9 protein-coding genes and 1 pseudogene are annotated in these 13,599 nt (G+C 71.0%); all 10 read right to left on the bottom strand.

Annotated features, from left to right (window positions below; translation table 11 throughout):
• Positions 1-432: 432 nt before the first annotated feature.
• Positions 433-3,084 (bottom strand): annotated as a pseudogene (locus ACIQOV_RS06750) (amino acid adenylation domain-containing protein); the annotation flags it as partial.
• A gap of 186 nt (positions 3,085-3,270) precedes the next feature.
• Positions 3,271-6,684: an amino acid adenylation domain-containing protein gene (locus tag ACIQOV_RS06745; protein ID WP_401045704.1), complete on the bottom strand. Its 3,414-nt coding sequence runs from the start codon at positions 6,682-6,684 to the stop codon at positions 3,271-3,273.
• 55 nt (positions 6,685-6,739) lie between these two features.
• A complete protein-coding gene (locus tag ACIQOV_RS06740) occupies positions 6,740-7,492 on the bottom strand; it encodes a thioesterase II family protein (RefSeq protein ID WP_401045701.1) in 753 nt (250 codons plus the stop codon).
• Positions 7,489-7,704, bottom strand: coding sequence for an MbtH family protein (locus tag ACIQOV_RS06735; RefSeq protein ID WP_401045699.1), 216 nt, complete (start codon positions 7,702-7,704; stop codon positions 7,489-7,491). The genes ACIQOV_RS06740 and ACIQOV_RS06735 overlap by 4 nt, the downstream gene beginning before the upstream one ends.
• A 36-nt stretch (positions 7,705-7,740) precedes the next feature.
• On the bottom strand, positions 7,741-9,129 hold the full coding sequence (locus ACIQOV_RS06730; protein WP_401045696.1) for a condensation domain-containing protein: 1,389 nt from the start codon (positions 9,127-9,129) through the stop codon (positions 7,741-7,743).
• Positions 9,130-9,218: 89 nt separating this feature from the next.
• Entirely contained in the window at positions 9,219-9,899 is a 681-nt protein-coding gene (locus ACIQOV_RS06725; protein ID WP_401045693.1) for a 4'-phosphopantetheinyl transferase, read from the bottom strand.
• Positions 9,900-9,972: 73 nt separating this feature from the next.
• A complete protein-coding gene (locus ACIQOV_RS06720) occupies positions 9,973-10,704 on the bottom strand; it encodes a hypothetical protein (protein WP_401045690.1) in 732 nt (243 codons plus the stop codon).
• On the bottom strand, positions 10,701-12,407 hold the full coding sequence (locus tag ACIQOV_RS06715; protein WP_401045687.1) for an amino acid adenylation domain-containing protein: 1,707 nt from the start codon (positions 12,405-12,407) through the stop codon (positions 10,701-10,703). The genes ACIQOV_RS06720 and ACIQOV_RS06715 overlap by 4 nt, the downstream gene beginning before the upstream one ends.
• Complete coding sequence (locus ACIQOV_RS06710; RefSeq protein ID WP_401045684.1) at positions 12,407-12,589, bottom strand: hypothetical protein; 183 nt, start codon at positions 12,587-12,589, stop codon at positions 12,407-12,409. Before ACIQOV_RS06710 ends, ACIQOV_RS06715 begins: the two co-directional genes overlap by 1 nt.
• A 34-nt stretch (positions 12,590-12,623) precedes the next feature.
• Positions 12,624-13,599: cytochrome P450 (locus ACIQOV_RS06705; RefSeq protein WP_401045680.1), on the bottom strand; the 976-nt coding region annotated here is incomplete at its 5' end.

The following is a 13,599-nucleotide window of genomic DNA, read 5'->3' as shown; positions in this document are numbered from 1 at the left end:
GATGCGTTCGTGGATCTGCTGGTGACGCTCGCGCGTGCGGGCGACCAGGGGACGCGGCCGGCCGTGGACGTCCAGCTCGTTCGAGCCGGCAGCCCAGGACCGCGACGGGCCCGACGGCCCGGCGGACGTGTTCGGAGTCCCTCGGCCCGGCGGCCCGGCCCCTCGGTTGCCGTGTCGGTCGAACCGGAGGGTGGTGACCTTGTCGACGGCCGTGCGGCGGCGGCGCGCCGTCCACGGACGCCCCCCTCCCGGCATGACCGACCAGAAGATCGTCCCACCCGGTCGGTCAACGTGACAGTGCCCCTCCGGGATGCGTGGGGCGGTGGCGCGGGTCCCGGTCCAGGATCAGCAGTCCGGACACGGTCGGTTGTCCCCTCATCAGCCGGAAGGGCGGTGCGGCACCGCGGAGGCGAGCATCGACGCGCGGAAGGGTCATGCGTCGGGCGAGAACGGGGCTCCGTCGGATCCATGGGCCAGCAGTTCGGCGAAGGCGGCCACTGTCGGGGCCTTGAACAGGCTCGGGACGGTCACTCCGACACCCAGCGCCTCACGGATCCGGGCCACCAGGCGGATCGCGTCGAACGAGTTGCCGCCCAGACGGAAGAAGTCGTCGTGGATCCCCATGTCGGGTGCGGCAAGCACGTCGGCGAACAAGGAGCGGAGCAGCACCTCGGTCGTGTCGCGCGGAGCGGCCGGTCTCCCGGTCGGTCGGCGCCGGGGCGCAGGCAGTGCCGCCCGGTCGAGCTTGCCGTTGGCCGTCAGGGGAAACGCGTCGACGATCACGAAGTGGTCCGGAACCATCTGTGGCGGGAGCCGGAGCTCCGCTTCTCGCCGCACGTCCTCGACGTACAGATCCGGGGACGACCAGCCCGACCCACGGTACGCCGGTGCGGCACTCTCCCCGCCGTCGGAGGCCGGCTGCCCGCCGCGGACTGCGTAGAGGGTGACCAGACCGGTCTCCGAGAGCATCGCCAGCCCGTCGACGGTGACCCGGTACCCCCGCTCCTCCAGTTGGCCCCGGATCCAGTCGATCCGGCCCGGGGCGTTGTGCGCTTCGATCACCAGCTGGCGGACCAGGTTCCAGTGCTCCTCACGGAGTCCCAGAAGCACCGCGCGTTCGCTCTTCTCCGCATCGATCTTGAGCAGGTCGATCCGTTCCACACCGGTCTCGTCGATGACGTCCGACAGCGTGCGCAGCTCGCAGGTCACGTCGGTGTGCTGCAGCCGCTCCGTGAGCAGACTGTCGAGATCCGCCGCACCGCTCTGCGGAAGGGCTTCCCGCATCGGCTGCTCGTTGCGGACGAAGGCCTCCAGGACACCGCGCTCCTCGGCGATGTCACCGAATCGCCCCGACATTATCGAAAGTTGCGGATAGTAGGTGAACGACGCCGAACCCGCCTCTTCGGCGAGGCCGCACGGGTACAGCCTGGCGTCGACCCCGTGCAGCCGGGTGTTGAGTTCGAGCATGCGGAACAGCTGCGGAATCGGCTCGAACGAATGGACCACGCTGCCGGGACGGGAGCGGGCCACCGCGAGCGAGAAGAACCCGATGTGCGCGCCCACGTCGAAGACGCAGGCCCCGGTGTCGGGCAGCGTGATCCCGTGCCGCAGGTACTCGCCCTCTTCGAAGATCTCGCGGTACAGGAAGTCCGCCTCCGACCGGTTGGACGCGACGACGGCCATGCCGTTCGGCAGGGTCTGCAGGTCCTTCCGGTCGAGGAGCCCGGCTTCTTCGAGGCGGCACAGGTTCCGCAGCGCGGCGGCCTCGACGGGGTCGGGTACGAGGTAGGCGGTCAGCCGCGTCCCGCCGGCCTCGTCGGGCCTCGCGGCCACCACCGCGTCGGCGACCGCGGCGTGCCGGGCCAACGTCGCTTCGATCTCGCCGAGTTCGATGCGCACGCCGCCCACCTTGACCTGGTGGTCGTCGCGGCCCAGGTAGTGCAGGACCCCGTCGGGGTCCCGCCGGGCGAGATCCCCGGTCCGGTACATCCGGCTGCCTTCGGGGCCGTAGGGATCGGGGACGAATCGCTCTGCCGTCAGCCCCGGCCGGTTGACGTACCCGCGGGCCAGCTGGACACCCGAGATGTAGAGCTCGCCGGCCGCACCGGGCGCGGCCTGGTTCAGCTGCTCGTCCAGAACGTACAGCCGGGTGTTCCGCACCGGGGCGCCGATCGGCACCGGGCCGGGTGGGTCGTCGGGGCCGCAGCGCCAGTAGGACACATCCACCGCGGCCTCGGTGGGCCCGTAGAGGTTGTGCAGTTCGGCGTCCAGGAGGCGGAAGAACCGTGACCGCAGATCGGCCGAGAGCGCCTCGCCGCTCGCGAACACCCGGCGCAGCGAATCACATCGGGCCGTGGTCGGCTCTTCGAGGAAGTGACGCAGCATGGACGGGACGAAATGCACGGTCGTGATCCGCTCCGCCCGGATCAGCTCGGCGATCCGGGTGGGATCCCGGTGCTCGTCCGGCCCGGCCAGGACGAGGCGCGCACCGACGCACAGCGGCCAGAAGAACTCCCACACGGAGACGTCGAATCCGGCGGGGGTCTTCTGCAGGACGTGGTCGTCGTGGCCCAGCGGATATTCCGCCTGCATCCAGCGCAGGCGGTTGACGATGGCCGCGTGGGACACGGCCACCCCCTTGGGCCGGCCGGTGGATCCCGAGGTGAAGATGACGTAGGCGGTGCTCGACGGGTGCGGCGAGGGCCACCCGGTCTCGTCCGCCTCGGGCGCGCCCTCCTCCGACATCCGCCGGACGTCCTCGCTGTCGAGCATCAGCACGGGCCGTGCGTCCTCGGTCATCTCCCGTACCCGCTCGGCGGGCAGCAGCGGATCGACCGGAAGGTACGCGGCCCCGGCCCTGTGCACCGCGTAGAGGGCGACCACCAGTTCCACGGATCGCGGCACCGCGACCGCCACGACCGTTTCGGGCCCCGCCCCCTTGGCCGTGAGCGACCGCGCCAGTCGGCCGGCCCTGGCATCCAGCTCGGCGTACGTGAGGGATGCATCGGCGCCGACGAGCGCGACGGCGTCGGGGGTGCGGGCCACCTGGGCCGCGAACAGCTCGGGCAGAGTCTCTGCCGCCATGTCGTGAGCCGCGGTGTCGCTCATGACGTCACTTCCCATCGTTGTCGAACTGACCGCCGGACCGGGACAGGCACCGACGAGGCCGAGAAGGATTCGTCGCCCCGCGGCGGAGGCGCAGGGGCGTATGGCTCGCCGGGGACTCGGCTCTCGCCGTTCCGCGACCGCCACGGCTCGGAAGTACGGATGTCAGGCCGCCCGGCGCAGTGCCTCGATGTACGCGGCCAGCGTCTCGACGGTCGGCGCGTCGACCAGGGCGCGCACCGGGATGTCCAGTTCGAGCTCGGCCCGCAGTCGGCTGACGACCGCCAGCAGGGAGAACGAGTCCCCGCCGGCCTCGAAGAAGTTGGCCCGCACGTCCACCTCGGCGAACCCGAGCACCTCCGCCCAGGCCGCCGCGACGGTGCGCTCCGTCTCCGTGCTCGGCGGCGTCACGGCGGTCGGAAGCACGGGAATCGGCTCGGGTCGGGGCAGCCGCTGGCGGTCCACCTTGCCGGTCGGGGAGAGCGGCATGGCCTCGAGCCACATGAACACGGCCGGCTGCATGACGATGGGCAGCTTCGGGGCGAGGTGGGCACGGAGCGCGGCCTCGTCGAGCCCGCTGCCCGGTGTCCTGACCACGTGGGCGACCAGCCGCTGGTCGGGCTCCAGGACCACCACGGCGTTCGCCACCTCCGGGTGACCGCGCAGCACCGATTCGATCTCCTCCAGCTCGACCCGCACGCCGCGGATCTTGACCTGATTGTCGACCCGGCCCAGGAACTCCATCTCCCCGTTGGGCAGGCGGCGCACCAGGTCACCCGTGCGGTAGAGGCGTCGGTCGGGCCGGGCCGGGTCCGGGGCGAACCGGTCGGCGGTCAGGGCGGGCTGGTTGCGGTAGCCGCGAGCGACGCCGTCACCACCGATCCAGAGCTCGCCGGGCACGCCGATGGGCTGCAGGTTCCCCCAGCGGTCGACCACCGCGCAGGAGGCGTTGGCGATCAACTCACCCAGCGGCATGGAGCTGCGCTCCAGCGGCTCGTCGCCCATCCGGCCGACCAGGGCCGCGCCCGCGGTCTCCGTCGGCCCGTACTCGTTCCAGATCTCGCACCCGGCGGAGACGACCGCGCGGGTTCGCGCCACCAGGTCGGCGTCCAGGTTCTCTCCGCCCATGGACACGTGCCGCAGCGTCGGCATGTCGAGGCCGGCGTCGGTGATGCCGCGCATCTGGGTCGGCGTCAGGTACAGCATGTGGATCGACTGCTCGTTGATGAACCGGGCGGTGGCCCGGCCGTCGGCCTTGACCTCACGGGGCAGCATGACCAGGCAGGCGCCTGCGGTCAGTGCGTGGAACATCTGCTCGACAGACCAGTCGAAGTGGTAGGAGAGGTTGTGCACCACCCGGGTGCCGGGCCCGATCGGACGGATGTCCTGGGCCCACTGGATCCACGGGGTGATCGCGGTGTGCGGCAGGCCGACGCCCTTGGGCCGGCCGGTGGTCCCGGACGTGTACATCAGGTACACCAGCTGCGAGGGATGCAGCGCGGACCCCGGGGTGCCGTCCTGCGCGCCGTCCTGCGCGGTGCTCACCACGTCCACGTTCTCCAGGACGGCCGCCGGCAGCTGGTCCCGCAGTTCCGGGGTGGTGACCAGGATCTTCATCCCGCTGTCCGCGACGACGTACGACATCCGGTCGACGGGGGCGAGCGGATCGATCGGCACGTAGGCGGCACCGGACTTCAGGATGCCGAGGATGCCGACGATGAGGTCCACCGACGGGTCCGCGCACAGGCCGACCAGATCGTCGGTGCCGATGCCGCGCGCCGTCAACTCGTCGGCCAACCGGGATGCTCTGCGGTCGAGTTCGTGGTAGCTGACCCGCTCGTCGCCACTCTCCACCGCGTCCGCGCCCGGGGTCCTGAGCGCCTGCGCCTCGAACAGCCGGTGCAGGAAGAGGTCCGTGGGGTACGGACCGCAGTCGGCGGTGGACCACTCCTGAAGCTGACGACGCTCATCCTCGGGAAGGATGGTGAGCTCGGAGAGGCGCTTGGCGGGAGCGGCCACCGCGTCGGCCGCGAGCACGGCCAGGTGGTCGAGGATGCGCCAGGCCTTGTCCTCGAGGAACAGGTCGGTGTTGTAGTCGACCGCGAGGCGGTACGTGAATTCGGTCTCGACGACCCGGAACACCAGGTCGAACTTGACCGCCTTCAGGTTCAGGCCCAACTCGACGTCGTTGACGGTGATCCCGGCCAGCTCCGGCGCCGGGACCGCGTGCTGGTACGCCAGCATGACCCGGAACGGCCCCTGCCGGGAGGAACGGTCGGTCGAGACCGCGTTGACCACCCGCTCGTAGGGGACGTCCTGGTGGGCGAAGGCCTCCAGGATCCTGCCCCGGACCCGGCCGAGCAGCTCGGCCAGCGTCGGGTCGCCGGACAGGTCGCTGCGCACGGCGAGGGTGTTGAGGAAGCATCCGAGCATGGAATCGAGCTCCGGCAGATCACGGTTGGCGCTGGGGATGCCGACCACGATGTCCGTCTGGCCGCTGTACCGGCTGAGCAGCACGTTGAGCAGCGTGAACATGGTCATGAACGGAGTGGCGTTGTGCTCCCTGGACAGCTCGCGGATCCTGCGCGACACCGCTCGGGGCAGCTCGATGTCCACCGACGCCCCCTGGCTCGTGCCGCTCTCCCGGGGCGGCAGGTCGGTCGGAAGGTCCAGCACGGGGAGCGGGCCGCGCAGTCGGTCCTTCCAGTGGTCCAGTTGGCGTTCGAGCGTGGTCCCGGTGACCGTGCGCCGCTGCCAGGCGGCGTAGTCGGCGTACTGCACCGGCGGCTTCACGGCCGCCGGGATCCCGCCGTCGGCGGCGGCGGCGTAGAGCTCCAGCAGCTCGGCCATGGCGAGTTCGAAGGAGTACACGTCGGTGATGATGTGGTGCAGGTTGATGAGCAGGACGTGCCAGTCCTCGTCCAGCCGGTACAGCTCGACCCGGAGCAGGGGCCCCCGCTCCACGTCGAACGGCCGCTGGGCGGAGTCGAGGAGCAGACCGGCCAGAACCTGCTCCTGCTTCTCCTCCGGCTCGTCCCGGAGGTCGACCACGGTCAGCGGCAATTCGGCCTTGGCCTGAATCACCTGCTCGGGGATGCCGTCGACCGCCTTGATGGTGGTGCGGAAGACCTCGTGCCGGTCGACCAGCGCCTGGACGGCCTGCCCCAGGGCCGTGATGTCGAGCGGGCCCACGAGCTCGTTCGCCATCGGGATGTTGTAGCGGGAGCTCGGACCCTGGATGTGCTCGTCGACCCACAGCCGCTGCTGGGTGAACGAGGTGGGCGCGTGGAAGACCTCGCCCGAGCGCCCGTCGAACGGCTCGATGGTCTGTTCCGCCCCGGGCTCCGTCTCCCGCATCGCCTCGATGGCCGCGGTCAGCTCGACGAGGGTCTGTGCGTCGAAGAGCACGCTGAGCGGAATCCGGATGCCCAGCTCCTCGCGCAGCTGGCTGATCGCTCTGGCACCTTGCAGTGAATTGCCGCCCAGCGCGAAGAAGTTGGCGTCAGGACCGGATATCTCGGTGTGCAGGACAGCCGTCCACACATCCGAGACGACGTCCATCACGGACCGCTGCGACATGTCGTTCCACCTAAATCCGTCGATCGAGAGGATGGTTGTTTCGAAGGGCTTCGGGTCAGTGGCCGTGCTGCCGGGGCACGGCGGCGAGCCGCCCGGCGATCTCGGCGAGCACGGCCGGACGGGCGGAGTGCAGGAAGAAGTGGCCTCCGGGAAACATCCGCAGGTCGAAGCCGCCGGCTGTGAGCTCGCCCCAGCGCGGCATCGCCGCGATGCCCGCGGGATCGTCCTCGGTCCCGCCGAACGCCGTGACCGGGCAGGTCAGCAGCGGCCCGTCGGTGAACCGGTAGGTCTCGACCACCGCGAGGTCGGCCCGGATCACCGGGAGCATCAGGCGCATCAGTTCCGGGTCCGCCAGAACCGCTTCCGGTGTCGCGGACCAGGAGCGCAGTTTCCCGATCAGCTCCTTCTCCGGACCGGCGTGGTACGCGCTCTCCTTCCGGGCTTGGGGCGGTACGCACCCCGAGACGAACAGCCGGGTGGGTGAGCCGATCTCCATCCGCTGCAGGGTGCGGGTGAGGTTCCAGGCCATCAAGGCGCCCATGCTGTGTCCGAAGAATGCGAACGGACGGTTCAGGTGCTGGATGACCGAGGGCACCAGGACGTTGAGCGCCGCGCCCATCCGGTCGAACAGCGGGGCGCCCAACTGGTCTTCTCTGCCCGGAAGTTGTACCGACCACGGCTCGATGTCGGCGGGCAGGGCGGCGGCCCAGTCGCGGAACACCGAGGCACCGCCGCCGGCGTACGGGAAGCAGAACAGCCGCGTGGCCGCCTGTGGCCGCTCGGCGAGCGGCCTGACCGTCACCCTCATCGGCCGGTCCCGCCCGCCGTCTCCCGGCGCAGGGTCAGCGGACGCATGTCCGTCCACACCTCGTCGATGTGCGCGAGACAGGCCTCCTTCGAGCCCCGCTCGCCCGTCTCCCGCCAGCCGGCGGGCAGCTCGCGGCCCTGCGGCCAGATGGAGTACTGCTCCTCGGAGTTGATCACCACGACGTAGCCGTCGTCGTCACGCTGTCCGTCCATGGGCCCTTCCTTTCGGTGAGATGGCGCAATACCGGCTCAGGCGTTCGGCGTCCCGGGCCGGGAGGCTCGCAGGGCCCCCAGCCGACGACGGCCGGCGGGTACGGTCCGCGCCGCCCGCCGGGCCCGCGCCAGCGGCTCCGCCAGGGCGGCCAGCGAGACCGTCACGTCCTCGACGACCGTCCGCAGGACGGCCAGAAAGGCCGACCGGACCTCCTCGGCCTCGGACTTCGCCAGCCGTCGGGAGTTGTAGTTGAGCCGCAGACTGAGCCGGTCGCCGTCCGGCTTGCCGAACAGGCAGAGGTCGAGCTGCGAGGTCTGCCGGGCCGGGGGCAGGAAGTCCGCGAACTGGAAGGAGGTCGAGAAGACCGGGTTCCGGCCGGGTCGGGATTCCACATCGAGCTTCTCGAGCAGCAGGGTGAACGGATAACGGCTGTGCGCATAGGCGCCGATGCTCACGGCTCTGGTCCGGCGCACGACCTCTTCGAAGGGGTCCGCACCCGACATCCGCACCCGGACGGAGAGCGGGTTGACGAAACTGCCGAACATGCCGTTCAACTCCTTGGTGTCCCGGCCGGAGAACGGGACGCAGACCACGATGTCGTCGTCGGCGCTGATGTCTCGCAACGCGACCGCGTAGACGCTGAGCAGCAGGATGTGCGGCGTGACGCGCAGCTTCTTGACCAGTGCCGCCAGCCCTGCGGCCGTGTCGGCCTCGACGTCGAACTCCAGCGTCTCGTTCACCACCTCATCGGCGGGCGCGTCGTAGTCCCCGATGCGCAGCCGCGGCAGCGGGGCGGCCAGCTGGTCGAGCCAGTACACCTCCATGGCCTTGCTCCGGTCGCTCGCCAGCCACTCCCGCCGGCCCCGTACGAAGGCGTCGTAGGTCGTCGGGAGTGGGGGCAGCTCCGGCTCTCCATCCGCGGCGAAAGCTCGGTAGCAGAGCAGCAGTTCGCGTATGAGGATGCCCATGCTGGTGCCGTCCGCGATGATGTGGTGCACGTTCACGTAGAGGCAGTGGTGGTCGGCGGCCAGCTTGAACACCTTGAACCGCACCGGCGGGGTGGCGAGTTCGTCGAAGGGGGTCGCGTTCTCGTCCCGGACGCGCCGATTCAGTTCGGCCGTCGGATCAGCCGCGCCGGTCAGGTCGACGAGCGGTACGTCCGGGTCGAATTCGGGCAGGACACGCTGGCGCGGACCCTCCGGAGTGTCCCGGAAGGACAGCCGCAGCGCTTGGTGCCGGTCCGTCAGGAAGGCTGCGGCACGGCGCACGGCGACGATGTCCACCGCCTCGTACAAGTGCTGCCAGTGCGGAAGGTTGGATTCCGCCCGGCCCTCGTCCAGCTGATGCTGGAGCCACAACCCCCTTTGACCGTTCCACAGTTCGAACCAGGCCCTGTCACCCTCGAAATCGTAGGGGTCTTCCACTTGGCCAGCCAATCTTCACATCAATGGTTTACAGAATTCCCGGACCGACGTGACCGATTCAGAGAGGATTTCCACTGCTTCCGAGGATTTCAATGGGACGGGCCGGAGGTGCACGGCCGACCCGGAACGGCGCTCGCGGCCTGGACCAGCCCGTCCGCCACCCGCCACCGCCCCTCGAAGAAGACCGGGCCGGCCCCGTCGGCCGTCGACTCCGAAGCCGGCAGCTGGGCGGTGAAGGTCCCGTTCTCCGGGTCGAGGACGACTTCGGCGTCGACGAAGTCGAGCACGATGCCGCCCAGGGGGTACCACGCCTTGTAGACGCTCTCCTTGACGGCGAAGAGCAGCGTGTCCCAGTGCACCTCCGCGTCCCGGCGGAGGAGCTCCGCGAGGTGGCGCCGTTCGGCTTGCGACGTGATCAGGCGCAGGCCCCCGTCGGGCAGCGGCTGGTGGACCTCCGCGTCGATACCGAGGGAGCGGAATGGCCCGGCCCGGGCGACCGCGGCCGCCCGGTAGCCCGAGCAGTGGGTCATGCTGCCGACCACGCCGCACGGCCACTGCGGTGCCCCCGCCGTGCCCCGGAGGATCGGGGCCGGGGGGATGCCGAGCCGACCGAGGGCGGTTCGGGCACAGTGCCTGACGGTGGCGAACTCGCGGCGCCTGGCGACCGGTGACCTGGCAACCGCCTCGGCCTCCCCCGGCTGCAGCGGGACGTCGGGCAGATCACCGTGCGCCTCCTCGACCTCCACGCCGGGCGGCAGGAGGGTGATCACGAGGCGGCCCCGTCGAGTTCGGCCGTCACGGCTTCCACCGCTTCCGGGGTGGGTACGTCGACGGCGTCACGCTCTACGAGGGCCGGCTGCACGGCTCCTCCTTCTCCCCGGTGGCCAGCAGGTTGGTGAGCAGGACCTTCACGGCAGGCGCGTGGAACAGCTCCTCCGCCGTCACATCGACCCGGTGCACCGCCCCGGAGCCCGGCCAGTCGAGCGCCTCGCTCAGCAGGACGTGGGTGGGAGCCGGCGGGGCCTGCGGGGGCACCGCCGCGGTCAGAGTGAAGCTGAGCCAGGCCCGCTGCCCCTCGGTCAGTTCGACCAGGATCTCCTCGTCGAGCCCGGGCGAGCAGCCGACGATCACCGAGAGCAGGAAGGAGCCGGCCAGGGTGAGCGCGTCACCGGACGGCAGGCCGGTGATCACGGGCACCTCGGCGGACTCGTCCATGGCCAGGGCGAGGTCGTCCAGCAGTTCCTGAGGAGTCTTGGGATCGGCCGGTGCCGGGTCGAGCACGATGAGCGGGACGTCCGGCCCGGGCAGCGCCTCCACCAGCGCCGAGGCCAGGCCGACGGCCGAACAGTAGGCCAGCACCGCGACCGGGAGCGGCCCGGCGGCGGTGATCCGCTCGGCCCAGTGGGCGGCCTGCTCGGCCGTCCCGACGACTCCGTCGGCGAGGCCGGGGTAGTGCAATGGGTCGATCCTGAGGGTCCGCTCCTGCCAACCGTCGGGCAGGATGGCGCCGAAGGTCCTCCGGGGCACCTCGTTCCCGAACTCCAGTATGACGAGGGGCCGTTGGTCCTGCATCACTCTGCACTCCTGACGGCTTCGTCGACCTCGGCGGAGAAGTCCGCGAGGACCGGATGGTTGAAGATGGCCTGCAGCCCGATCTTGATGCCGAACTGCTCACGTGTCCGGGACACCGCCCGGGCGGCGATCAGCGAGTGCCCACCGATCTCGAAGAAGCTGTCCCCGGAGCGGGGGAGGTTCCCGGTCAGCTCGGACCAGATCTCGGCGATCCGCGCCTCGGTGGCGCCGAGGGGGGAGGGCTCGGCCGCGGCTGCGACCGGAGTGTCCGGCAGGGCCTTCCGGTCGATCTTGCCGTTGGGTGTCAGCGGCATCGCGACGAGCCGGTGCAGCCCGGTGGGGAGCATGTACGCGGGCAGCCGACCGGTCAGTGCGGCGCGGATGTCGCCCGGCTCGGCCTCGCCGCAGAAGAAGGCGCGCAGCGATCCGCCGTCCTGGTCCGGCACGTGGACGACGGCCGTCTGGTCCACTCCGGGAACGGCCAGGATCTCCTGCTCGACCTCGGCCGGCTCCACCCGGTGACCGCGGATGCTGACCTGGGCGTCCCGCCGCTCGACGAACTCCAGCTCGCCGTCGGCCGTCCAGCGGCAGAGGTCGCCGGAGGAGTACCAGCGGTTCTCGTCCTGGTCGGCGACGAACCTGCGGCCGGTGAGCTCCGGGTCGCCCCGGTAGCCGAAGGCCAGGACGTCGCCTCCGATCAGCAGTTCCCCGGGCACACCGGGCTCGGCGACCTCGACCCCGTCGGCATCCACCAGCCGGACCTTCGCGCCGGCGATGGGGCGTCCGATCACCGGCGCGCCCTCGGTGGGGCAGCGGCGCAGGTCCGCGCTGGCGGTGGTCACCACGGTGGCCTCGGTCGGCCCGTAGTGGTTGAAGACCGCGGCGGGGAAGCCGGCCGGCGGGCTCACCCGAAGACGGTCCCCGCCGGTCAGCAGGACGGCCAGGCCGACGGGCGGGGCCGGGAGGGCGAACAGTTGCTCGGCGAGCGGGGTACTCAGGAAGCAGTGCGTGATGGCGCTCCGCTCGATGAACTCGGCGATCACCGCGCTGTCGACGATCAGCCGCTCGGTCGGCAGCACCAGCGTCGCCCCGCTCGCGAGAGCCGCCCAGACCTCCCAGACCGTGGCGTCGAACCCCAGCCCGGCGAAGGCTCCCACCCGCACCCCGGGCCGGGTGCCGTAGGTCTCCCGGTGCCAGGACACCAGGTTCGCCAGGCCCGCGTGGCCGACCTCGACGCCCTTGGGCGTACCGGTCGAACCGGAGGTGTAGATGACGTAGGCCAGCGGGGCCGGCGACACCGACGCCGGGGCCGCCCCGGTGCTGTCGAGTACCGGAACACCCGCGGGCACCCGTCCGGCGAGCCCCTCCTGCGCGAGCACGGCCACCGGCCGGGCGTCGTGCAGGATCGCCTCCACCCGGCCGTCCGGCAGTGCCGGGTCGAGCGGCAGGTACGCGGCACCCGCGAGCCAGCTTCCGAGCTGTGCCACGATGCCCTCGATGCCGCGCTCGAAGAGCAGACCGACGAGGCAACCGCTCCGGTGGCCCTCGGCCTGCCGTATGCGTCCGGCCACCGCGGCAGCCGCGTCCCAGAACTGACGGTAGGTGAGCTTCTGCTCGCCGCACTCGACCGCGACCACGTCCGGATGCGCGTCGACGATCGCGCCGAGCATCCGGACCACCGTCCGTTCGTTCACGATTCCCTGCATCAAAGACCACTCCTGTCCCCGGCAAGCAGTTCCTGGTCCGCCCGGGCGACGCGCTCCACCACGTCCCTGTCGCCCCGGTGATCCTGGTGGGTGAGGAACTGGCGGAGGTGGTGCCGCGACACCCGCTCCCCACCGATGAGGCTGTCCGCCGACTCCGGGGAGCCGCTCGTCACTCGTGTCATCCCAACTCTCCTTTCAGGGATCTGCGGTCGGCCGTCAGGAGGCCGTGCCGCGCACGGCCAGGCGTTCCAGGAGGGTGATGCCGAAGTGCTGCCTCGTCACCGGCGGCCCGTCGAGGGCGAGATCCGCCCACCTGCCGGCGAGGCGCTCCAGTACGATCTCGGACTCCATCCGCGCCAGCCCCGCCCCCAGGCAGTAGTGCGCGCCGAAGCCGAAGCCGAGGTGCCGCCTGATCTCGCGGCCGTAGTCCAGAAGGTCCGGGTCGACGAAGGCGGCCGGGTCGCGGTTGGCCACGCCGAGCATCAGCAGGACGAGATCCCCCTCCGCGATCAGGTGACCGGCCGCCTCCACCGGCGCGGTGGCCACCCGGGCCACCTGCTGGACCGAGGTGTCGAAACGGAGCAGCTCGTCGACCACCGAGCCCGGTTCACCGCTCCGCAGGTCGGCCCAGGCATCGGCGTGCAGCGCGGCCCGAACGGCCTTGCCGATGAAGGTCGAGGTGGTCTCGAACCCGGCGTAGATCAGCAGGCTCGCCGTGGCCCAGACGTCGGCGGCCTCGATGACGCCTCCTCGGTGGGCGTTGCGCAGCAGCCAGAGCCCGGTGCCCTCGCGGACCTCCGAGCGCAGGGCCTCGTCCACCACGTCCGCGATTTCCCGCAAGGCGCGATGACCCCTGGTCCTGACCTCCGGCAGGTAGTCCGCCATCAGCAGCGCCGCGATGTCGGGCGCCCAGTCGTGCAGCCGGGGCGCGACCTCCCCGGGCAGCCCCAGGATCCGGCAGATGACCCGGCTGGAGAGCGGGACGGCGAGTTCCGCCATCACCTCCAGCCCGTCCGTCCGCCCCGCCAGGAGCTCGTCGACGAGCTCTTCCACGACGGGACGCATCGCGGCGAGCCGGTCGGCCGCGAAGAGCGGCGCGACGACCCGGCGGGCCGCCGCGTGCTCGGGGTCGTCGTTGAACATGAACCACCTGCGCACGACCTCTGCGGCCCGCCCCCCGCCCTCTCCCTCC

This window comes from Kitasatospora sp. NPDC091257 (genome assembly GCF_044757675.1).
GTDB classification, from domain to species: domain Bacteria; phylum Actinomycetota; class Actinomycetes; order Streptomycetales; family Streptomycetaceae; genus Kitasatospora; species Kitasatospora lactacystinica.
Note: the sequence above shows the minus strand (reverse complement) of the source record. Positions and strands in the feature narration are given on the sequence as shown.

Excerpts from the sequence above, each read along its gene's own strand:
- ACIQOV_RS06745 (WP_401045704.1), bottom strand. The coding sequence starts at position 6,684 with ATGTCGCAGCGGTCCGTGATGGACGTCGTCTCGGATGTGTGGACGGCT.
- ACIQOV_RS06740 (WP_401045701.1), bottom strand. The coding sequence starts at position 7,492 with ATGAGGGTGACGGTCAGGCCGCTCGCCGAGCGGCCACAGGCGGCCACG.
- ACIQOV_RS06735 (WP_401045699.1), bottom strand. The coding sequence starts at position 7,704 with ATGGACGGACAGCGTGACGACGACGGCTACGTCGTGGTGATCAACTCC.
- ACIQOV_RS06715 (WP_401045687.1), bottom strand. The coding sequence starts at position 12,407 with ATGCAGGGAATCGTGAACGAACGGACGGTGGTCCGGATGCTCGGCGCG.
- ACIQOV_RS06710 (WP_401045684.1), bottom strand. The coding sequence starts at position 12,589 with ATGACACGAGTGACGAGCGGCTCCCCGGAGTCGGCGGACAGCCTCATC.